Annotated in this window: 24 protein-coding genes and 2 tRNA genes; 6 read left to right on the forward strand and 20 right to left on the reverse strand. The window is 34.4% G+C overall.

Annotated elements, in window-relative coordinates; translation table 11 throughout:
- Positions 1-11 precede the first annotated feature (11 nt).
- Positions 12-296 (forward strand): hypothetical protein, encoded by a 285-nt coding sequence (locus HXL38_002360; GenBank protein ID QWB90813.1) that lies wholly within the window; start codon positions 12-14, stop codon positions 294-296.
- Positions 297-372: 76 nt separating this feature from the next.
- Here HXL38_002360 and rpsP read toward each other — a convergent pair whose 3' ends face one another.
- Positions 373-711, reverse strand: coding sequence for a 30S ribosomal protein S16 (rpsP, locus tag HXL38_002365; GenBank protein ID QWB90814.1), 339 nt, complete (start codon positions 709-711; stop codon positions 373-375).
- 148 nt (positions 712-859) lie between these two features.
- Between rpsP and HXL38_002370 the strand changes: the two genes are divergently transcribed.
- A complete protein-coding gene (locus HXL38_002370) occupies positions 860-1,216 on the forward strand; it encodes a hypothetical protein (protein QWB90815.1) in 357 nt (118 codons plus the stop codon).
- Positions 1,217-1,232: 16 nt separating this feature from the next.
- Here HXL38_002370 and HXL38_002375 read toward each other — a convergent pair whose 3' ends face one another.
- The 7 genes from HXL38_002375 to HXL38_002405 all read right to left on the reverse strand — a co-directional run bounded on the left by HXL38_002375 (position 1,233) and on the right by HXL38_002405 (position 5,937).
- Positions 1,233-2,150 carry a RimK family alpha-L-glutamate ligase gene (locus HXL38_002375; protein QWB90816.1) on the reverse strand — a complete coding sequence of 306 codons (918 nt, stop codon included), beginning with the start codon at positions 2,148-2,150 and terminating at the stop codon, positions 1,233-1,235.
- Complete coding sequence (locus HXL38_002380; protein ID QWB90817.1) at positions 2,150-2,596, reverse strand: RimK/LysX family protein; 447 nt, start codon at positions 2,594-2,596, stop codon at positions 2,150-2,152. Before HXL38_002380 ends, HXL38_002375 begins: the two co-directional genes overlap by 1 nt.
- Positions 2,597-2,670: 74 nt before the next feature.
- Positions 2,671-4,032, reverse strand: coding sequence for a flavohemoglobin expression-modulating QEGLA motif protein (locus HXL38_002385; protein QWB90818.1), 1,362 nt, complete (start codon positions 4,030-4,032; stop codon positions 2,671-2,673).
- Positions 4,033-4,035: 3 nt separating this feature from the next.
- Positions 4,036-4,752, reverse strand: a complete 717-nt coding sequence (gene rnc, locus HXL38_002390) for a ribonuclease III (GenBank protein QWB90819.1) — start codon at positions 4,750-4,752, stop codon at positions 4,036-4,038.
- Complete coding sequence (locus HXL38_002395) at positions 4,752-5,249, reverse strand: NUDIX domain-containing protein (GenBank protein QWB90820.1); 498 nt, start codon at positions 5,247-5,249, stop codon at positions 4,752-4,754. The genes rnc and HXL38_002395 overlap by 1 nt, the downstream gene beginning before the upstream one ends.
- Positions 5,230-5,685, reverse strand: coding sequence for a transcription antitermination factor NusB (gene nusB / locus HXL38_002400; protein QWB90821.1), 456 nt, complete (start codon positions 5,683-5,685; stop codon positions 5,230-5,232). Before nusB ends, HXL38_002395 begins: the two co-directional genes overlap by 20 nt.
- A 72-nt stretch (positions 5,686-5,757) precedes the next feature.
- Positions 5,758-5,937 carry a hypothetical protein gene (locus HXL38_002405; protein ID QWB90822.1) on the reverse strand — a complete coding sequence of 60 codons (180 nt, stop codon included), beginning with the start codon at positions 5,935-5,937 and terminating at the stop codon, positions 5,758-5,760.
- Positions 5,938-6,064: 127 nt separating this feature from the next.
- Between HXL38_002405 and HXL38_002410 the strand changes: the two genes are divergently transcribed.
- Positions 6,065-6,616 carry a hypothetical protein gene (locus tag HXL38_002410; protein QWB90823.1) on the forward strand — a complete coding sequence of 184 codons (552 nt, stop codon included), beginning with the start codon at positions 6,065-6,067 and terminating at the stop codon, positions 6,614-6,616.
- A gap of 28 nt (positions 6,617-6,644) precedes the next feature.
- Here the strand turns inward: HXL38_002410 and leuS are convergent, their stop codons facing one another.
- The 10 genes from leuS to hisS form a co-directional block, all read right to left on the reverse strand.
- A complete protein-coding gene (gene leuS / locus HXL38_002415; GenBank protein QWB90824.1) occupies positions 6,645-9,086 on the reverse strand; it encodes a leucine--tRNA ligase in 2,442 nt (813 codons plus the stop codon).
- Positions 9,087-9,128: 42 nt separating this feature from the next.
- Positions 9,129-9,602 (reverse strand): hypothetical protein, encoded by a 474-nt coding sequence (locus HXL38_002420; protein ID QWB90825.1) that lies wholly within the window; start codon positions 9,600-9,602, stop codon positions 9,129-9,131.
- A complete protein-coding gene (gene ligA / locus HXL38_002425) occupies positions 9,592-11,613 on the reverse strand; it encodes an NAD-dependent DNA ligase LigA (GenBank protein QWB90826.1) in 2,022 nt (673 codons plus the stop codon). Before ligA ends, HXL38_002420 begins: the two co-directional genes overlap by 11 nt.
- Positions 11,600-12,679: a hypothetical protein gene (locus tag HXL38_002430; GenBank protein ID QWB90827.1), complete on the reverse strand. Its 1,080-nt coding sequence runs from the start codon at positions 12,677-12,679 to the stop codon at positions 11,600-11,602. The genes ligA and HXL38_002430 overlap by 14 nt, the downstream gene beginning before the upstream one ends.
- Positions 12,679-13,551 carry a M48 family metalloprotease gene (locus HXL38_002435; protein QWB90828.1) on the reverse strand — a complete coding sequence of 291 codons (873 nt, stop codon included), beginning with the start codon at positions 13,549-13,551 and terminating at the stop codon, positions 12,679-12,681. The genes HXL38_002430 and HXL38_002435 overlap by 1 nt, the downstream gene beginning before the upstream one ends.
- 26 nt (positions 13,552-13,577) lie before the next feature.
- A complete protein-coding gene (locus HXL38_002440; GenBank protein QWB90829.1) occupies positions 13,578-14,141 on the reverse strand; it encodes a LemA family protein in 564 nt (187 codons plus the stop codon).
- 30 nt (positions 14,142-14,171) lie between these two features.
- Positions 14,172-14,259 (reverse strand) — tRNA-Leu (locus tag HXL38_002445).
- Between the two features lie 50 nt (positions 14,260-14,309).
- The gene (locus HXL38_002450) at positions 14,310-14,621 is read right to left on the reverse strand and encodes a hypothetical protein (GenBank protein QWB90830.1); all 312 of its coding nucleotides are present in this window, start codon (positions 14,619-14,621) and stop codon (positions 14,310-14,312) included.
- A 24-nt stretch (positions 14,622-14,645) separates the two neighbouring features.
- Positions 14,646-14,719: transfer RNA gene (locus tag HXL38_002455), tRNA-Cys, on the reverse strand.
- Positions 14,720-14,772: 53 nt separating this feature from the next.
- A complete protein-coding gene (gene hisS, locus HXL38_002460) occupies positions 14,773-16,071 on the reverse strand; it encodes a histidine--tRNA ligase (protein ID QWB90831.1) in 1,299 nt (432 codons plus the stop codon).
- Positions 16,072-16,190: 119 nt separating this feature from the next.
- Between hisS and HXL38_002465 the strand changes: the two genes are divergently transcribed.
- Both HXL38_002465 and HXL38_03255 read left to right on the forward strand, forming a co-directional pair.
- On the forward strand, positions 16,191-17,396 hold the full coding sequence (locus HXL38_002465; protein ID QWB90832.2) for a replication-associated recombination protein A: 1,206 nt from the start codon (positions 16,191-16,193) through the stop codon (positions 17,394-17,396).
- Positions 17,397-17,733: 337 nt separating this feature from the next.
- Entirely contained in the window at positions 17,734-18,033 is a 300-nt protein-coding gene (locus tag HXL38_03255; GenBank protein ID QXT26502.1) for a CPBP family intramembrane metalloprotease, read from the forward strand.
- Here the strand turns inward: HXL38_03255 and sbcB are convergent.
- Positions 18,030-19,478 (reverse strand): exodeoxyribonuclease I, encoded by a 1,449-nt coding sequence (gene sbcB / locus HXL38_002475; protein ID QWB90834.1) that lies wholly within the window; start codon positions 19,476-19,478, stop codon positions 18,030-18,032. The genes HXL38_03255 and sbcB overlap by 4 nt on opposite strands.
- A 177-nt stretch (positions 19,479-19,655) precedes the next feature.
- On the opposite strand from sbcB, the gene HXL38_002480 reads away from it, so the two are divergent.
- The gene (locus HXL38_002480) at positions 19,656-20,918 is read left to right on the forward strand and encodes an insulinase family protein (protein QWB90835.1); all 1,263 of its coding nucleotides are present in this window, start codon (positions 19,656-19,658) and stop codon (positions 20,916-20,918) included.
- On the opposite strand, the gene obgE is transcribed toward HXL38_002480, so the two are convergent.
- Entirely contained in the window at positions 20,856-22,160 is a 1,305-nt protein-coding gene (gene obgE / locus HXL38_002485; protein QWB90836.1) for a GTPase ObgE, read from the reverse strand. The genes HXL38_002480 and obgE overlap by 63 nt on opposite strands.
- Positions 22,161-22,166 lie beyond the last annotated feature (6 nt).

Here is a 22,166-nt window from a genome sequence, read left to right on the forward strand (position 1 = left end):
GGTACATTCTTATGAATGAAAAACATAAAGACGATGCTGCTACATTCTTTACTTTTTGTATATATATGTGCGCCATATTAGCCCTAGTCTCTTTCTGGGCTAAATTTCAAAATTTGCCCGAGCTACAAAAAGAAGAGCAAAGAAATCAAATCAAAGCAGAGCTTGTTAAGAAAGGTGATTTAATTACAGTTAAAAATAACGAACTGGAAGATTATATAGCAGTTCTTAACAGTATAGGTCTGAGCTACGATCTAGAAAAGAATGACAGTCAAACAGTCATTCATGTTAATCGTTAGTATAAGTCAGCAAACGCTGGCTTTTCTTTTTCGAAAAATAAAATCACCTTTCGAAATGAAAAGTGATTTTTTAGTTTTAAGCTTCTTCTAAAACTTCTTCTTTTGGTTGGTTACGGCGAAGCTTTTCGGCGTTTTTGATTGCACGAGTTTTTTGTGCAGGTTTTTTAACCCATTTTGGCATTTCAATTCCTGCTTCTTCCAAAAGTTTTACAACTCGTGGAGTTGGTTGAGCACCATTATAAAGATATTTTTCAGCCAATTCTTTTTCGATCTTGGCTTCTTTTGTATGTGGGTTATATGAACCAACATAGCTAACTACGCGCCCACTCGACGGATGCCGATGCGCTTCCTGAACCGCTACGCGATAAACAGGATAACCTTTGCGACCTAATCGCTGTAATCTGATTGCTAGCATTTAGATTATTTCCCTTTTATTAACTTTTATAGCTTTCTCATTTTAACAAATTTTATAAAAAAAATCAAGGGTTATTTACGATCATTGACTTTTTATTAAAATCATGGTATAATCTTGAAAGTTTAGTACATTTATTTGGAGGTGTAACATGATTTCGAAAGAAAAATGGGCAGAAATCAAGCTTGATTGGAAAAGATATAGTGGTGAATATATAGCCCTTATCTTCTGTAGCTTGCTTTTTCTTATTGCAATTTGGTTTTTTATATTTAGTCCTATAATAGAAGGCGTTCATAGAGAAGAATTAGCTTCACTTAAAACTAAAATTTTGCAAAAAATCGTAAATAATTCTGCGACTTTGGAGTTCTCAAACGAGAATGAAGCTAAGAAAGCAGAAGTAAATCTCAAGGAAATTTCAAAAAGAGATAAAATTTATTTCGAAAGTGTTAAAATCCATAAAAATGGTGAGAATTTCGAAATAAAAATCAACTTCAAAAGCGCAAAATAGATTGCGCTTTTTTCTTTTATGCTCCAATTTTATCTTTTTTATTGCCGCGTTTTGCATTTCGCTCAATATAATCAATAATTTTACCTGCAACATCGCGATAAGTAACTTTTTCAATCCCGAATCCTGGGCTCGCATTAACCTCCAGAACCAACGGACCACGTGCTGAACGCATTAGATCAACACCAGCGATAGTCAAGCCCATTGCTTTTGCTGCCCGAACTGCCATTCGCTTTTCTTCAGGTGTAAGTTTAATCGGCTCACCTAATCCACCTTTATGCAAATTTGAACGAAAATCATCATCCAAACTTTGACGTTTCATACTTGCCACCACTTGAGATCCAACCACGAAAGCGCGAATATCCGTTCCTGCCGACTCTTTAATAAATTCTTGAAGAAGTACGTTAGTTCCATCAGAATTTGTCAAATAGAACGCTTGAAGCACTGATTTTGCAGCCTTTTTAGTTTCCGCTAAAACCACACCATTGCCGTGCGTTCCACGAGCAAGCTTAATAATTGCGGGTGTTCCACCAATTTCTTCCAAAAGATCATCAATATCATTCGAATTTCGAGAAAACACCGTTTTTGGGATCGAAACACCATATTTTGCCATAATTTGAGTTGAACGCAACTTATCTCGCGCACGCATAATTGCGATCGAACGATTCATAAAAAATGCTCGTGGATACGCCGCCTCAAGTTGACGAACAACAGACGTTCCATATTCGGTCATATGACTAGCAATTCGCGGAATAAAGGCGTCAAATTTACCAATATTCTCACCATCATACATCACTTTTGGATTTTTTTCATCAATCGAAACATAACATTTTCCATAGGCAATAACCTCAACTTCATGCCCGCGACTTTCTGCCTCTTCTCGCAAACGTTTTGTTGAATAATTTCCCGGCCCATTTGATAAAATTGCAATTCTCATTATTGTTTTTCTCCCATCTGTTCCCATTCTTCATCAAGATTAATTTTTTGGCACGAATCAACCAAAACATTATTTTTAATCAAAAATGCGCGGCCAATCAGCATTTCAAATTTCATTTCCGAACGGTTGTCTAACCCAAATAACGCTTCAAATCTTTTGCCCTCAATCAAAATTCCAAATTTCACCAAAAAACGCTTTTTCACACCACCATGAGTGTTTCGAACATTTCGAAACCTAAAATCTTGCGTTTCAAAATGAAGTTTTTCATCACCGAATAGATCAAAACTTAAAATACCATCTTTTTCGAAAATTTTTTCAGCATGAACAACTCCTGAAAAAGCTCCTGTATCAATTTTGGCGATAGTTTTAACTTCCGAGATCTTTTCTCCTGAAACATCAGTGAAAGTCACATCTTCAAAAGTTCCAAAAATCACTTTTTCTTCCATAAAAGAATCACTCCTTGCTGAATTTATTATTTAAAATTATCTAAATTTTACCACGTTATCTAATTTTTGTCAAATTATTTCTTACCAACTTTAAGTTCATAGATCTGCCTTTGCTGGTCTAAATTATGTATATTATTCTTCCCGCCAAGCAAAAAATCATCAATCAATGTCGGTGAATCAATATTTTCTTCAATATATTTCCAAATCTCTTGGCCACCATTAAAATAGCTCAGATCTTTAAACCAAGGTAACTCATCAGTTCCACGAAAAATCCTCTGTGTATTTCTATAAGCAATTTGACGTTTTTTATCGATATTCTCTTCCGAAAAATTATTTTTGCCGTCTAAAATACCCATTCTCCAATTAGCTTCGAAAGCTTTACGAAAATTCATATTATTAAAATAAGCAAAGCCTGCCGTCAAATAATGTTGAACACCCGCTTCTTGATAATCGCCTTTTACGGCCATTTCCATAGCACGAGCGATTCCTTCTTCAGTGTTCATATATCCATCAAGCCCAGTCCTTAAAGCTTGATTATTATAAGCCTCACCCATTTGAGCACGCATATAGTGCGTTCCAATTTCGTGCACAACCAAACCTTCAAGCTCTTTTTTTGAAACTGGTTTTCGATTTTTGGGAATAAAAATTTTCTTATCTTTTGCCGAAACCGCAATCGCACCAGAATCTTCCCATTCAACATTAAATTTCGAAAATCCATCTTTTTCAAAACCTTTCAAAATATTTTCGAAAACTTCAAAAATCTCATCCGCTAAATATCTATCATCATCTTTTTTCGGAATAAGTTCTAATTGTTTTGAATATAAGTCTTTAATAATCTCACCAAAATTGTGAAAAACTTCATCGCTCGGCTTAAATCTTTCTATGTTTTGATTTAAAATTTCATCCTTTTTGATTAGTTCATAAAACTCTGAACGGATTTTTTCACCTTTGTCATCAAGCTTCAAAGTATCAATTTTTGTAATTTTATCTGAAAGTAGAGAATGGAATATCTCAAAGTCTGGCTCACCATAAACTTCAATATTGTTTTTCATGAATTCTTCTTGAGCTTTTTGTTTGTCTGCTAAACTTTCAGCTTTTCGAAAATTACAGGCCGCTTCGAGCATTTTAACAGTTTTAATTCTTGTTTCGAGTTGAGTATTGTACATTTCTCGCTCGATCTCACCAAGTGAATTATCGTTTTCAACCACTAAAATTGCATTCGAAATATTTTGGTAAAGATTTTCAATTTCACTACTATTTAACTTTTCATATTCATTATTTGGGTGAGAAAGATTATCATTTTCAAGAAATTCAGACTTTGCTTCATTTGCATTTTCTGGAGTAAATGTTGAAATGATTTTCGGCTCCGACTCTTTAAAAATCTCCCTTGTATCAAGAAGTTCATTTTTACCAAAATTGCTTTCGAAATTATTCACAACTTATCTCTTTTCGTTATTCTTATATTTTCGAATTGCCTCTCGAGCTGCTTCTTGTTGAGCAGTTTGTTTACTTGGTCCTTCACCTTCACCCATTTTTTTATCACCAACAAAAACACCAAGAGTGAAATTCTTATCGTGATCTGGACCATCCTCTTTAAGAACTTTATAAATTGGAGTAAAACCATCTCTTGCTTGTGAAATCTCTTGTAGATAACTCTTTGGATCACGCCAAGATTCTTCCTCTAAAATTTGCGGCAGAGTACTCAAAATATTATCTGTGATATATTTTTTTGCAGCTTCGTAACCCTTATCAAGATAAATAGCACCCGTAGTTGCTTCGAAAGCATTTGCCAAAATCTGCTGGCGAGCCCTTGCAGAGCCTTGTTTTTCACCACGGCTCATCCGAATTAGTTTTTCATAACCGAGTCTTTCGCCAGCCGCACCAATACTTTCAGTTCTAACCAACGCTGAACGCCAAGCTGTTAAAATTCCCTCAGGTTTATCATAGTTCGAAAATAGAAAATCAGTAGTAACGAGCTCTAAAACCGCATCGCCCAAAAATTCAAGTCGTTCATTATGTTCACTTGCTGATTTTTTATGTTCATTTAAATAGCTTCGATGTGTTAATGCAGTCACTAATAAATCAATATTTTCGAAATCATAGCCAAGTTTCTCTTTCGCCCATTCATGATAAGGCGCCAATAAAATTCCACTCATTATAAGTTCTCCTGTCTAATTTTTTTCATCGCAAGCAAAATTAGCTTACCGATATCTTCATATTCAATCTCATCCAATGCATCAGAAAAACTAAACCATCTAATACCATTCATCCAATCTTCTTTTTGGATCGCATCAGTATTACCAAGTGCTTTAACTAAAAAAACTTGAGTTGTCATTAAAACAAGCTTATCGATTCGCCTATATCGAAAATTTATTTTGCCAAGCCAGCCAATAATTTTTACATCATGAAGACCCGCTTCTTCCCCAATTTCACGCTTAGCAGTTTCTTGAGCTGTTTCTCCTTCTTCGATATGACCTTTCGGAATCGTCCAGCGGTCTTTCGAGTCTTGAATCAGCAAAATTTCAACTTCATTTTTTTGATTACGACGAAAAATTACGCCACCAGCGGTCGGTTCACGAACAATTTCCTGAATTGAAGATCGGCGTGTTCTATGAAAATATTTTCGAAAATGTTCAACCTTCTTGTTCGCCATTTTGTTCCTCCACAAAAAGCTTATACGCCGTTCCTAATACGCCGTTAATAAACTTACTTGAATTATCGGAACCAAACGCTTTAGCAAGCTCAACTGCTTCATTTATAGCCACTTTTGGTGGAACCGTTTCCCGAGAATAAAGCAATTCATAAAGCCCCATTCTTAAAACATTACGGTCAATTCGCGCAATCTGTGAAATTGGCCATTCTGGTGCCATTGGCTGAAGTTTCGTATCCAGTTCAACCTGTCTTTCAATAATCCCGTTTAATAAATCTTGAACGAATTGCTTATCTCCAATCGCTTCCTCATATTGCTTCATATTTCGAAAAATAATCTCAGCCAAGTCAACAGTTTTATCTTGCGCCTGAGAGCGAAATTCATATTCATAAAGTGTTTGAAGAACAACAATCCTTCCTAAATGTCTATTTGATGCCATTTTTACGTAAGGTTCTTTCCTATATTAAAATATTATTATTTTTTGTCAAATAAAAATTAAAACGCCAGCAAATTAAGCAGCTAGCGTTTTGTTTTCTTCGAGTTGCTTGTTTAGAGCTTTACCAGATTGTTTTTTAGTTGTGTAAACTTTCACTGGTGATTTTTTATTAACTCGACGAGCTAAATCCAATCGTAAGTGGCTGCGTCGCAAACCAGTCTTTCGAGGACTACTCTGTTTCTTTGGCTGTGCCATTTAAAGTTTCTCCTTAGGTTTATTATTTTCCTTCAACATCAATTATACCTTAATTTTAAAGATAAAGCAAGCTTTTTATGAATCTATTATTGACTTTTTATTGTTTTTATGCTATAATAAAATCATTATGAAAAATTATGAAAACAAAAAAAATCAAATTCAAAATAATGAAATAGTAAAAATTAGTAGAAAAAAGTTAAAGCAATTTGGCACTTTAGCGATGCTCGCCGGAGCGCTTGGTGGTTGGTTTGGCCACGATACTTATAAAAATTATCAAGAAAACCACCCGCCAGAGATTTTCCAAAAAAGCCAAACTAAAGGTTTAGACAACTCTGAAATGGATTTTTCAAAATTTAAAAAAATTTCAGATAATGGCGGCGTAATCCATCTACAAAAAGGAGACGCTATAAGAAGCTCAACTGGCGAATATTACAAAAACCCTGAAAATTACACCCTCAGTGAATCAAACCATTCAGCAATTGGTATTATGAATGCAGACAGGGATTTTACTGCTAAGGGCGAGGTTTATCTAGAAGATGGGGATAATCCAAAATTAATTACCAGAATTGAGAATTTTGAAAAAACGTCAACTGGCGAAAATACTAAAATTGATATAAATATAGATAAAGACGGTTGGGTTGCAGTTGATGCAAATAGAGAAGACTTTCAGCAAAAATAATAAAATGGAGGAATAAACCTCCATTTTATTATTTAACTACAAAGTTAATTAATTTATTCGGAATGAAAATTTCTTTCAAAATCTCCTTGTCTTGCAAGAATTTTGAAACGTTATCTTCTGCTCTTGCAATAGCAAGAATTTCATCCTTTTCAGAGTTTGCCGAAACTTTAATTTTCCCGCGAAGCTTTCCATTAACTTGAACAATAATTTGAATTTCATCAGTTTTCAAAAGCTCTTCATTCCATTTTGGCCAGCCAGATTTTTCAATAAAGTCATTATTTCCAAGCTGCTGCCAGAGTTCGCTTGAAATATGTGGAGCAAATGGAACAAGCATTTTAAGTAAATCTTCTAAAATAAATTGCCAATCGTTCGAAAAACCTTCAAGTTTCAATTTATAAAGATCATTTACAAATTCCATCAGAGCAGCAACCGCAGTATTTAGGCTTTCGCGGTGAAAATCTTCAGTAACTTTCTTGATGGTTTTATGCTGGATTTTTTGGACTTCAGCAAAATTTGAAAGATTTTCAGCAGATTTTTCAGATTCAATAAACTCTTGAACCAAAACCCAAATACGATTCAGAAAACGATAAACTCCAGCTATACCTCGTGAATCCCAAGAAGCGTCAACTTCATATGGAGCAATAAACATTTCATAAGTTCGAAGTGAATCTGCACCATATCCTTGGTCAATGACTTCAAGCGGATCAATAGTATTCCCCTTTGATTTACTCATTTTCGAACCATCTTCCGCATTGATATATCCGTGATAAAGGAGTTTTTTAACTGGTTCAGCAAAATTAGTTAGTCCCAAATCTCTAAAAACATGAGTCCAAAAACGAATATACAGTAAATGCGCAACCGCGTGGTCGCCACCAACATAATAATCAACCGGCGCCCAGTAATTTACAAGCTCAGGATCCCAAGCTTGTTTAGAATTTCGAGGGTCAGCATATCGCAAAAGATACCAGCTTGAGCATGCATAACCATCCATCGTATCGGTTTCACGAGTCATTTTCTCGCCATTAATTTCAACTGTAATGAATTCTTTACTCTTAGCAAGGGCCGACTTTCCAGAATCATCAGGCTTAAAATCACTCAAAGTCGGAAGCATCACAGGCAATTGATCCTCGGGGATTAAATGCTCTTTCCCATCTTTGTCATAAGCAATAGGAATGGGGCAGCCCCAATAACGCTGCCGAGAAATCAACCAATCTCGCATTTTATATGTAGTTTTCGAGCGACCAAATCCAGATTCTTCAAGCCAGCCTAAAATCTGTTCGCGAACATCCTCTGATTTTTGACCGTTAAATTCACCAGAGTTAACCATAACTCCTTCTCCATGATAGCAAGAATCATCATCCGCCATACTCTCAGGCTTCTCAACAACTTTTATAATATCCAAATCAAATTTTTTAGCAAATTCAAAATCTCGCTCATCATGAGCAGGAACCGCCATAACAGCCCCTTCACCATAGCCTCCAAGCACATAATCACTCACCCAAATTGGGATTTTCTTACCATTCGCTGGATTTATTGCATAACTTCCAGTAAAAATTCCTGTCTTTTCTTTATTTTCTTGGCGCTCAATTTCAGATTTTTTAAGTGATTTTTTCTTATATTCTTCAAGTTTTTCTCTAGTTAAATCAGTAGAGAGTTTTTCGAGCAATTCATGTTCTGGTGCAATAGTTAAAAATGCCACGCCAAAAATAGTATCTGGTCGAGTTGTAAAAACTTTAATTTTTTCACCTTTTGCATTTCCGTCAGCAATTTCAAATTCAATCTCAGCACCCTCAGATTTTCCAATCCAATTTCGCTGCATCGTTTTAATCTTTTCTGGCCAATCTAATTCGTCAATATCAGCCAAAAGTTCGTCAGCATATGCAGTAATTTTAAAGAACCACTGAGTCATTTGTTTTTTCGAAACTTCTTCACCACAACGCCAGCATCGGCCATTTTCAACCTGCTCATTTGCGAGAACTGTTTTATCATTATCACACCACCACTGATAGCTTTCTTTACGGTAAGCTAGACCTTTTTTATACATTTCGCGAAAAATCCACTGTGTCCATTTGTAATATTCTGGATTTGAAGTGTTAATTTCTCGCGACCAATCGATTGAAATTCCAAGTCGTTTAAACTGTTTTTTAAAATTTTCGATATTAGTTTTTGTGGCTTCTTGTGGAGATATTCCAGTTTTAATTGCATAATTTTCAGCCGGCAAACCAAAAGTATCCCAACCGATTGGGTTTAAAACATTTTTACCCTGCTGGCGATAAAAACGCGCGATCGAATCAACAATCGTATAGCTCCTTGCATGGCCTGTGTGAAGCCCTGCTCCACTTGGATACGGAAACATTCCCGAAATATACATTTTCTGTTTCGAAGAATCTGCTTCAACCTCATAAAGCTTTGATTCATCCCATTTTTTTTGCCACTTTTCTTCAATTTCAATCGGATTATATCTTTTCATACTATCTAGATTATACCAAAAATAGTATAAAAAATCAAAAAATCACCATAAAGCAATCTTATCGCAAATATATTCATTCTCATCAGTTAAATAAACCTCAACTAGCTCATTATTTTTGTAAAATTCAATTCTGTTTTGAAGATTGCTAATTTCCGGCTCAATAACACTATTCCACCAACTTTTACCAGAACGACATACAACACGCCTTTTATACTCTTGCATCACTCTTTTTTTAAAAATATTTGGTAAAATAAGTATAAAACTAATCTTTTTTGAAAGTAGTCGCTTTAAAATCTCATCGTCTTCACTAATAAATATAATTTCGAAATTACCCGAATAATATTCTTCTTCAATTTTCTGTACACAAAAATCAAAAAAATGAGATCTTTCAGCTTCATTCATCATTTTAGTTTTACTACTTTCGTTAAATTCCATATCTAAAAATCGCTTTTTAGATATTTTTGAAAGAGTAGTTTTGCCCAAACAAGGATACGCTGCAATAATTTTAGTTTGCATTTATTTCTTTCAAGAATTCATCTTCATCCATAACTTTTACACCTAGTTTTTCGGCCTTCGAAATTTTTGTTGCACCAACTTTTTCGCCAATTACCAAAAAATCTGTAGTTTTCGAAATTGTTTTTTGGAATTTTCCACCCAACTCTTCAATTTTTTCTGCAGCTTTTTCACGCGCCATTGTTTTTAGCGTTCCGGTAATTACAAAATTTTTACCACTTAAGATCCCTTCATTTTTTGCAAAATTTTGCACTTTCACGCCAAGATTAAACATTTTTGTTAAAACTCGCAAATTTTCATCATCATTAAAATATGCTAAAATACTTTCAGCAACTTTCTTACCAATACCATCAATTTCAAGAAGTTCTTCAAGCGTTGCATTACAAATATTTTCAAATTTATTAAATCTCTCCGCCAAAAGCTTTGCTGTTTCGCCACCGATATGTCTAATTCCAAGAGCTGAGATAAATTTTGAGAGTTCTGGACTTTTCGAAGACTCAATAGCTCCTAAAAGATTATTAACTGAAGTTTCTCCAAAGCGTTCAAGGTTTAACAAATCACTTTTTTGAAGATTATAAATATCAGCCAAATCTTGGATTAACCCTTTCTCAACCAACAAATCAACATTTTTTTCACCAAGATTTTTAATATCCAAACCTGCTTTCGAAGCATAAAAGGTGACCGTTTTTTTCAAAATTAAGCTCGAATTTAAACCTTTTGCACGATATGCAACCTCACCATTTGGTCGGTAAAACTCGATATCTGGGAACTGTTTCTCGAGCTCTTTTTTAAAATCGAAAACTTTAGCATTTTCTGGTCGAAGCTCCGGCAAAATCCGTAAGATTTTTGGAATAATATCGCCAGCTTTAAAAACTACTGCCGTATCACCAATCCGCACATCGAGTCGCTTAATTTCATCAGCATTGTGTAAACTTGCATGCCGAACAGTTGTTCCAGCAAGTTGAACCGGTGAAAAGACTGCAACAGGAGTTGCAATACCAGTTCGCCCAATAGAAATAACTATGTCCGAAATCACCGCCGTAACTTCTTCAGGGGAATACTTAAAAGCAATTGCTGCACGAGGCTGCTTTCCAACAATTCCAAGTTTCGAAAAATGCTCACGATTATTAATTTTTACAACTAGCCCATCAGTATTAAATGGTAATTCTTTTCTCTTTTCACTCCAAAAATCAATAAACTCAATAACTTTTTTTAAACCGTTAATTTTTGAAGCTTGCTCATTTATCGTAAAACCAAGATTTTTTAATGCTTCATAAGCGAACTGGTTAGTAGGGATATCTTGTGGATTTTCACGAATTAGATCATAAGCTCGAAAATGTAGAGGTCGAGAAGCCGCAATTGAAGGATCAAGCTGGCGAATTGTACCTGCGGCCAGATTTCGTGGATTAGCAAATTCTGGTTCACCATGCTCTTTTCGAACAAGATTTATCTTTTCGAAATCTTCCTTCAAAATAACAATCTCGCCGCGAACCTCAGTTCTTCCATTTTTAAAATTTTCAAATTTACCACTTGCCTGTAAAAAAAGCGGAATATTTTTAATTGTTCTAATATTGCTTGAAACATCTTCACCAACAAAAGAATCACCTCGAGTAACAGCTCTCACAAATTCACCATTCTCAAAAATAAGAGAACAAGCTAAACCATCCATTTTAATATCTGCAAAAAAATCCTCTTCAATATTTGGTTCAAGTTTTTTAATTCTCTCAAACCAATCAAAAATTTCTTTACTACTAAAAATATCATTTAAACTTAGCATTCTACTAGCGTGAGAAACCTTAATAAACCCACCCTTAACCGTATTTCCAACTCTTTGTGTTGGTGAGTTTTTTGATATTATTTCTGGGTTTTCAGCCTCAATTTTCTTAAGCTCAGAAAAAAGTGAATCATAAACTGAATCTGGAACACTTGGATTATCAAGAGTGTGATATTCGAAAGAATAACGATTCAAAATCTCTAGCAAATCTTTATATCGAGTATTTTTATCTGTCCCCATCAACAATCCTTCGATATAAAACGTAAATATAAACCGAACTTAAAACACAAGAAAAACAACTCATTAGGAGCATCGATATAGGTACGATCGGAATATTGACAAAGAATCCATTAATTGAAATAAGCCAATTCATCAGCATAATTATTGGAATTATTATAATCGACCAAATTAAAGCAAGTATAAATATTAAAAATAGAATTCTCTTCAATATTGCAAGCCTCCTTTGAGAAACCATATCACCAGCAATTTTTAGAGCCTGTAGTGGATAGGTTCCTGGAATTGTGACAATAATCATTGCGAAAATTGAGCCCATAACCCAAAAAGCTGAGAGTGAGAATAGCAATAGTATTGCACTAAAAAATACAGCTTGTTCTATTCCGCTCGATAAAAAACTTGTTGTTTTCGCAGCCGCACCAACAATCGTTGCAATAAATACAGGAACTAATTGCATTAATATTACAATAGCAATAACCGTCATTGGGATAATAGGAGCTCCACAAGAATATAAAGCATCTCTTAAATTTAGGTTCTTTTTTCCACTTAAAATATTTCTACAAATCTGAACTGTCGCGAGCCAAATAAATAGCACTATTATGGCAAACATCATCTGTTGAATTTCACTTGGTGATTGCACCAAGCCACCACTATTAAACGTTGCTGCCATGATCAACCCGGCTTTGCCAATTTCACCAAAAAAGCCTTCGAAATTTCCACCGTTAGTAGTATCAACAACAGCTTGCAAGCTCGAAACAAAATTTTGGTCCATTAGCCCAATGAAAACAATACCAGCTAAAGCTGAGACTAAAACAAGATTTCGAAAAATCTTTTTGTTATCCCGAATAAGCTTAAAAACAAGACCTAACAAATTCCAATAGCCCCCGATTTTTAAGGGTCGAACATAATCTATTTTTCTTGAAATTTTAAAGCTTCTATGTGGCCTGCGCGCTTTAAACTTTCTAAACCTTTCCAATATATTTTTTCGTAAATAAATTCTAATTCTTATATACCAAAAATAAACTAAACTGATTTGTTCTTCATTCGAACTTAATATTTTCTTTCTAAACATTAAAACCTCGTGCTATTTTCTTTCAATCTGCTAATTCTGTCATCTAAAGGTGGATGTGTTGAAAATAATCTCTGAAAAAAGCCCTGTTTCATAGGATTGGAAATAAATAAGCTTGCCGTTGTTGAGTTTTGTCTTTTTAGAGGCTTGTTATTTTTCAACTTTTCAAGAGCGCTAATTAAACCATCTGGATACCTAGTTAATGAAACAGCAGTCGCGTCAGCCAAAAATTCACGCTGACGAGAAATTGCAAGTCTCGTTATTGTAGCTAAAAGCGGCGAAATTAAAACAAAAAATAATCCCAAGATTAAAGTGATTGGATTTTTCGAATCATCATCGTCGTCATTTAGAAAAATAAACCTTAAAACAATATCGGAAAGCATCCCAATAACAGCGGTTAAAGCAACCGCCGCCATTGAAACTCGAATATCATAATTCTTAATATGTGAAATTTCATGAGCCATCACACCTTCAATTTCAACCTTATCCATATTTTCAAGAAGCCCTGTTGTTACACAGATCACAGAATTCTCAGGATTAGTTCCAGCCGCAAAAGCATTCATCGAAGAATCATTAAGAATATAAAGCTTTGGCATGGGTAAACCAGCAGTAATAGACAATGATTCAACTATTGAATAAAATTCAGGAGCGTCTTTTTTTGAGATCGGCTCAGCACCATTCATTTTTAAAGTAATTGCTGTCGAAATCTTATATTGAAATAATGCATAAAAAATAGCAAAAATTAATGTAAAAATAAAAATTGTTAAATCGTTATAGACATAAGAAAAATATAGCCCAATCCCAGAAATAATCGCAATAAATAATGAGAAAATAATCACAGTATTACGCTTATTCTGAGAAATTGAGCTATACATATTTAATAAAACCTCTAAAAAATAAATTAGAATTTTACTTGAGGCGCAGATTCAACTACTTTTCTATCTTCCACTTCGAAGAATTCCCTCTTTTCGAAACCTAATTTTTTAGCAAAAATATTAGTTGGGAATACTTTAATCTTAATATTAAGGTCTCGAACGCCACCATTATAAAATCGGCGTGCACCTTGAATTTTATCTTCAATTTCTTGCTGTTGTTGTTGAAAACGTATAAAGCCCTCATTAGCCTTTAGTTCAGGGTAGTTTTCAGCAACAGCAAACAAGCGGCCAAGCGCTTGTGAAAGTTCACCTTCAGCTTTAGCAGCGTCAGAAACATTGTTTCCAGCACCTATCAACCCAGCTCGTGCGCTACTTACATTTTCGAAAACTTCTTTCTCATGAGCTGCATAACCTTTTACAGTCTCAACAAGATTTGGGATTAAATCTGCTCGATATTTTAGCTGAACAGCAATATCACTCCAAGCTTCTTCAACTCTTTCATTAAGCCGCACAAGTGCGTTGTATTGGCTCCAAACAAAAAGCCCAACAAGGACAAGAACAGCAATAATTACAATAATTGCAATTGTCATTTTATTATACTCTCCTACTATTGTTAAATTTGGTGCGCAAGGCGGGAATCGAACCCGCACGACTGTTTAGGTCAAGGGATTTTAAGTCCCTCGCGTCTACCAGTTCCGCCACTCGCGCATATTTATATTTTACACGCCTTAACTACAAAAGTCAAGGCGTGTTTAAACTTAAGCTTCATCTTTATCAAGAAGTGGAGCAATAATCATAATAAATAGAGAAAAAGCACCAAGCACTAAGAATGTAGCCCAAGCTTTTCCCATTAATTCGCCTAGATTATTATCTAACCAAATATATACTAGGCTGATTAAAGCACAAACCATAGCCGTAAAAATATTAAACCAAATGCAAATTTGTCGAATACTTTTCACTGTTTGACTATATTTCTTCTTTTTTGATACTGGAGCAACAACTACTGGGCGAACATTTGACTCATTCTCACCTTTTCGAATTTCTACAACTCTTTGATTTTCTTCTTTCATATGGTTTCCTTTACTTAAATATTTTGGAGGCACCTACCGGATTTGAACCGGTGTAAACGGTTTTGCAGACCGCTGCGTAACCACTCCGCCAAGGCGCCAAAGTGATATAAAATGATTATATCACATATTTTTTAAAAAATAAACAATAGCACTATTTTTTTAGAATTTTGACCAATTCTAGCTTTTCGCCAGTCTCCATATCTTTAAAAATAAATGAATTTTCAGAAATCTCCTTTTCACCAATTACTAAAGTATATTTAACACCTCGCTTATCAGCAAATTTAAAAGCTTTTTTCATAGTAAAATCTTCAAGCAGAACTTCAGTATTTTTACCTTCTTTTCTTAATTCACCAGCAATTTCGAAAGACTTTTGAAGCTCGTTTTTACTCATTGGAACTATTAAAAATTCCGCGGTTGAGCGTTTTGAAAATTTAAGCAAGCCTAAGTCTCGTAGGCACCAAAACAATCGCGTTAAACCAATTGAAGCACCGACTCCTGGTAGTTCTTCTTTCGAATAATATTCGCTTAAATTATCATAACGACCACCACTAGAAACTGAGCCAATTTCTTTGAAGTTGTTTAAATTTGTTTCAAAAACTGTTCCCGTGTAATAATCTAGACCACGAACGATTAACATATCGAGTTTGAAATATTTTTCTTCAACACCCATCATTTTTAACAATTTAGAGACTTCTGAAAGCTCCTTAATTCCTTTTTCGAATTGTTGATTTTTAATTTTTTGAGAAAGATTTTTTAGCTCACATATAACATTTTCAGCTGAACCTGAGATTTTAATAAAATCAGAAATTATTTGAGATTTTTCCCCTAAATTTAAATCAGTAAGTTGCTCTGAAAACTCCTCAGCTGAAATCTTCTCAGCACGATCAATCAAAGCCATAATTTTAGCTGATTTTTCAGTTAATCCAAGCCCTTCAATTAAACCACTTGTGATATTTCGGTTATTAATTCGAAGAGTAAAATTACCAAAATTTAGCTCTCGAAAAATATTATAAATTACTGCAATAACTTCAGCATCATAAGAAATACTTAACTTGTCTCGCCCAATCACATCAATATCGCATTGATAAAATTCACGAAAACGACCTCGCTGCGCCCTTTCGCCGCGATAGACTTTACCAATTTGCGAACGTTTAAAAGGAAATTGCAACTGACCAAAATTCTCTGCAACAAATCTTGCAGTAGGTACAGTTAAATCAAACCGCAAACTTAAATCGTTATCACCTTTCGAAAAACGATAAATCTGTTTCTCAGTCTCACCACCAGCTTTTGCAAGAAGGGTCTCCGTTCGCTCGATTACTGGCGTATCAATCGGAGTAAATCCGAATTTTTCATAATTTTTCTGAATAATTGCCATAATTCGATTAAATTCGAGCTGTTCTTCTGGTAATAACTCCATCATCCCAGGTAATGGTTTTGTATTAATTTTCATAATTCCTCAAATTCATTTTAATTGACTATTTAACTAAATGATACCATAAAATAGCGTTTTTTTCAAATTTCAAAAAGGCCATTTTTGCAGTTTTTGCACTAAAATGGTAAAATATAGAAATGGATTACCAACAAAGAATTCCCCTTGCTGAAAAAATGAGGCCAAAAAAGCTTGATGAAGTCGTTGGCCAATCTCACCTTATTGGTAAAAATGGAATTTTACGAAAAATAATTGAAAACAAAGAACCTATTAGCTTAATCTTTTGGGGGCCAGCTGGAACTGGCAAAACTACCCTTTCAAGAATTTTGGCGAATGAAGTCAATGCAGACTTTATTGAAATTTCAGCCGTCACTAGTGGCAAAAAAGATATCGAAAAGGTTATTGAACATGCTCGCCAAAACTGGAACCTAGGGACGCGAACAATTCTTTTCGTTGATGAAATTCACCGCTTCAATAAATCGCAGCAAGATGCTTTTTTGCCGCATATTGAAAGCGGCTTAATAAATTTGATTGGGGCAACAACCGAGAATCCAGGATTCGAAATTATCACGCCGCTACTTTCAAGAAGTCGAGTCCTGTCGCTCAAGCCTTTAAATACTGAGGAGATTTCAAAAATCATTAAAAATGCACTTGAAAAAGTTTCGCCAAAAACAAAAATAGATCCAGAAGCACTCAAAATTCTCACTAAAATAAGTAGTGGCGATGCTCGAAATGCACTTGGAAATCTCGAGCTAATTTTAAATTTTGAAAAAAATAACATTACACCGGAAGTTATTAAAAATTCAATCGAAAATCCAACCTTAATTTATGATAAAAATGGCGATTCTCATTATGACACAATATCAGCTTTTATTAAAAGTATGCGAGCCAGTGATGTTGATGCAACTGGCTACTATCTAGCTAAAATGCTAAACGCTGGCGAAGACCCAAAATATATCGCCCGCCGAATGATTATTTTTGCAAGTGAGGATATTGGGCTAGCTGGAAATGGCGCCCTTAGTTTAGCAAATTCTGCTTTTGATGCGGTTGAAAAAATAGGAATGCCAGAAGCTAAATATAATCTATTCCATGCTGCAATAGCTTTAGCAAAATCTAAAAAATCACGCGAAGCCACCGGAATTATGTATCAATCTTACAACTTAGCCCAAAAAGCTCCGAACGCCCCTATTCCTTTACACTTAAGAAATTCTACTTCTAAAATTACCGAGGAGCTAGGCTATAATAAGGGATACCAGTGGACGGCAGGTTTCAAGCACCCAGAAGATAATCTGCCTAAAGAGGTTCGCGAGCTTATATCATTAGATAAGCAAAATAAAAAATCTTAGATGGTGAATGGTCACCAGAAATTAAAGAACTAACGAAATGACATACAAAAGTAACAGATTAATATTGTTTCTGATATTCACTTTCTACATAATTATTCCGTTTTTATTACTAATTAATCCATTATTTTTTAAAAATAAATTCATAATTTTAACTATCAGCGGAATTTTAATTTATATTCTACTCAGATTATTAGGTTTCAATAACAGCTCCCTCGGCATCAAACCGGCAAAGACCACACAGTCAATTCGAGATATTTCAGCGATAACACTTATTCTTATAGTTGTTGGAATTATTTTATCCAGCTTTAAAATATCAAGATTCCAGCCAAGCGAAACTTTGTCTTTTTACTTATTTTATATTTTTATATCTTCGCCTATTCAAGAATTTCTTTACAGGGGAGTATTAACGAGCATTTTACAACAAATAAATTTTCGAAAATTTTCAATCATCTTGACTTCATCGATTTTATATAGCTTAGCGCATTTAGGCTATAAAGATCTCATAACCTGCATATTAACATTTCTAATTGGTCTATTGTGGCATCAAAAATATCTCAAAACCAAGAACCTCACTGGAGTAATCATTAGCCATGCAATCTTAGGAGTTATCACAATTTTTATTGGGATCATTGATTAGTCAGTTTCTGGTAAAATATTTTCAAGCCAAAGTTTAATTTCTTCTAAAATATATTCTTCTTGTGAGTTTAAATTTTGGTTATTTGCAATCTCTTGGAATTCTTTCATAAAATTGGGCATCATTTTTTGTAAATTTTCTACCCGATACTCTTCCCAAAGCTCTTTTTCTTGAGAACTTAAACTTTTCGGAAAATTCCTTGCTTTATAATGAAGAAGTAGATCCGTCAATCGTTCGTCAGCAAAATCTGGATGAAAATCAGCAAGCTCACGATCAGTTGAATTTCGAACAGCTTCAATTTTAATATCATCACTTCTTGAAACAAAACCTTCAAAAAGCCGAGCTTCTGGAGCTGTTTTTTCTGCACTACTCTTATTTTGAAAGACTTCACTTCGCCTTTCAAAAGCAGATCTAAGGTTTTCAGCAAAGTGCGGATTATTTCGTAAAATGTCTAAATTTTTTTGAATTTCAGCTAAATTAATCTTCAATCTTTGCTGGTCCTCATCAGTCAAAACGCCCATTGGCGCAACTGCTGGACATTTATTATACTGCAAAATCTTTGCTGCAACAGGTTCGAAATCATCACTCGAACGTGTTTCGAAATCTGCCGTAATATTTTCAAGAATTTGATCCTCACTCCAATCAATAAATTTTTCAGGAGAAAACCGCAAATCCCAAACAATTACATTTTGATTTTTAGCCGGCGCAATAGGAAACGCTACGGTAGTTTTTTCAAACTCAACTTTAAATCGGCCAGAAGTATAAACAAATGGTTTCGGATTCTCAAGATTAACTAGTTTTTGCACTTCATTCTTTGAACGAATTTTAAAGAGATAATCAAAAATCTGCGGCTGTTTTTCTTTCAAGAGTCGTGCAACATCTATCAAACCATCAACATCACTCATTGCATCATGAGCATTCTCATGCAAGATTCCGTTTTCTTTAGTTAAAAGCTCAAGCTTATTAGCCGCAAATTTTTCACCAGTTTCTTCATTTATAATAAACGGCCAATTAATACCTTCCGGACGAAGAGCGCGAATCATTCGCACAACATCAAGTAAATCCCAACGCGAGCGACCATCTTTCCACTGCCAATCATATGGTGGGTAGAAATTTCGCCACAAAAGATGCTGAATATGAACATCGTCAAATCGAACATTATTATATCCGACAATCACTGTATCTGGCGTAAAATATTCTTCAACGAGCATTTTCGAAAATTCAGCCTCAGTATAGCCTTCTTCAACTGTTTTTTGTGGGCTAATTTTTGTAACCATTAATGCACTCGGGCTTGGCAAAACATCATCATTCAATCTAACTAAAATATTAATAGGCTCACCAATTCGATTAAGGTTTTCATCTGTTCGCTGCCCTGCAAATTGCATAATTCGGTCGTTTTGCGGACTAAATCCACTGGTCTCTAAATCATAAAAAAAGAAAGTCTTCATGGTTATATTTTACTCTATCTCTCCATTTTTTTCAATTTTCTTTACTTTTTAGTAATCTTACCTTACAATTATATCATACCGGTGATTATGAATACTAAATACCTTGACATGGATGTAACACAAATATTAAACCCATAAACTATGTCACTTATGGCGTCTTATTCAGGAAAGGATTTTATGAAAGCAAAAAAAATGATTATCAATAATATAGAGCTACTCTATATAAAAAATTCAAACCCCAATACTTTTCATCTGGAGTTCAACTTTAATGCGGGCTATAATCATTCACAAAAATCACAAGTTCCACATATATTAGAACATCTGATTGCCACTTTTCCAAAAGAAACTAGCGAAAAATTCTTAAGATTTGGCGCCTACTCAAACGCTAATACTTTCTACGAACGAACAAGATTTTTTATCACATCGCCAAAAGAATTTTCAAAAGAATGTTTTGATATTTTAGTAAATTCAATTTCAAAAATGCCAAACTATCAAGAAGATTTTAAAATTCAAAAGAAAATCATTGAAACTGAAATTACAAATAAATCCATAAGGCCATCAATTCAAATTTTCGAAAAAGCTTTAAAAGAAACTTTTCCAGACATAAAAGACACAAAAGAACATCTTGGCGAATTGGGATCTATAAATATTACAGATATTCAGGAATTTTATCGTAAAAACTATACCAAAAATAATCTTCGAATAATTATTTGCGCTGATTTTTCAGATACTGAACTTGAATATTTTATTAAAGAAATTGACAAAATAAATCTACCTTCAGGAAAAGCACCGATTATAAATCTCCCCGCAATCAATCAAAAAGATTTTTCAACACTTAATAATTCAAAAACTGTTGATGAAATCTGTAAAATTTTTCATACAGATCAATCTCTAACTGAAAAAGAGCGAGCTGCATTTTATATTTTAATGTCATACCTTTTTCGCCCAAAAATTGGCAAAGCCTTTTTACGAGGAAGGAATACAGGTATTTTATATGGGATTAATTTTAGTCCTCACCTTAATACAATCCGAAACCACCCCTTCTTTGTGATCGGCTCAAAAATTAAATCAGAGAATAAAAACAAATTCAAAAAGATAATTAATGATGAGTTTTCGAAAGTCAAAAACAATAAAATTGACGTTCAAGCTTTTGAAGTGATTAAACAAAATATCAAAAATAGCGAAAAAATAACTCGCGAATCAACTGAAAAAATCGTAAATTTTTATCGTGAAGATTTTTTTACTTACGGAAGAGTTCGGAATTATCAAGAATCTTTAAAAATTCTTGATACAATATCAATTAAAGATTTAACACATATTGCAAAAAAAATTTTATTTCTAGAAAAATGCGATTATAAAGCATTGCGCTTTTATATTTTAATCTTCCCAATTCGAATCAACAAGCTCAAATTGATTGCCAGCAATCGAAATTATGCTTGAATTTTCTGCGCCCATTCGGCGAAGTTCATGTTCAATTCCCATTTTTCGCAAGATATCACGCAAGCGATTCACGCCGTGTATATTCATAAAATTAGTTCGGCGAGCAAATTTTTCAATTTTTTCACCATGAACTTCAAAGATATTTTCTTCTTCATTAAATTCAACCGACCAAGCCTTATTAATTTCATCTTGAGATAGAGATATTACGGCAATGTTTCCATCTTCTTCCTCATCAACTTCAATTTCAGATTGCGAGCTCCTAAAATCTTCAACTTGTTTTCGGAGTGCACGAAGAACCTCTTTTAAACCTTGATGCGCACTTGAAGAAATTGCAAAAATCTGCGAGTCACCAGCTACTTTATGAAGTTTCGAAATTTGAAAATCAATCATTTCAGTGTCCATTCCCTCCGCTTTAGTTAAAGCGATGATTTCAGGTCGATCTAAAAGCTCGGGTTGATATTTTTTTAATTCTTCACGAATAATTTTATATTGTTCATCTGGGTTTTCTTCATAAATATCAATCAAATGGAGCAAAACACTTGTTCGTTCAACATGACGTAAGAATGCATCGCCCAAACCTTTACCTTCGCTCGCACCTTCAATTAAACCTGGAATGTCCGCAATTAAAAGATTAAAGCCATCAATTTCTGCAACACCAAGATTTGGGGTTAATGTAGTAAAAGCATAATTAGCAATTTCTGGTCGCGCGTTAGAAACAACGCTCAAAAATGTAGACTTTCCAGCATTCGGAAAACCGACCAACCCGACATCGGCGAGTAGTTTTAGTTCTAAATCAGCTTCAAAAGTTTCACCAGCTTCGCCAAGTTCAGCAACGCGTGGAGTTTGTCGAACCGAAGATTTAAAGTGAGCATTACCAAATCCACCATCACCACCACGAGCAACAATAGCTTCTTCACCATCAAACTTTAAGTCAGCTAATATTTCCCCATCACGCTTAACTAAAGTCCCCACAGGAACCTTAACAATTAAATCTTCACCAGATTTTCCAGTCTTATTCCTTTTCGAACCATTTTCGCCATTTTTAGCTTTAATTTCTGGCTTATAACGAAAATTCAAAAGCGTATTCAGGTCTTTAGTTGCTCGAAAGACAACATTACCACCCTTTCCGCCATCGCCACCATCTGGGCCACCTTTTTCGATATAAAGTTCCCTTCGAAAACTGACCGCACCATTTCCACCGCGGCCGGCTTGGACAAAAATCTTAGCTGTATCTACAAACATATATAT

The organism is Candidatus Saccharimonas sp., from assembly GCA_015256915.3.
Taxonomy (GTDB): domain Bacteria; phylum Patescibacteriota; class Saccharimonadia; order Saccharimonadales; family Saccharimonadaceae; genus Nanogingivalis.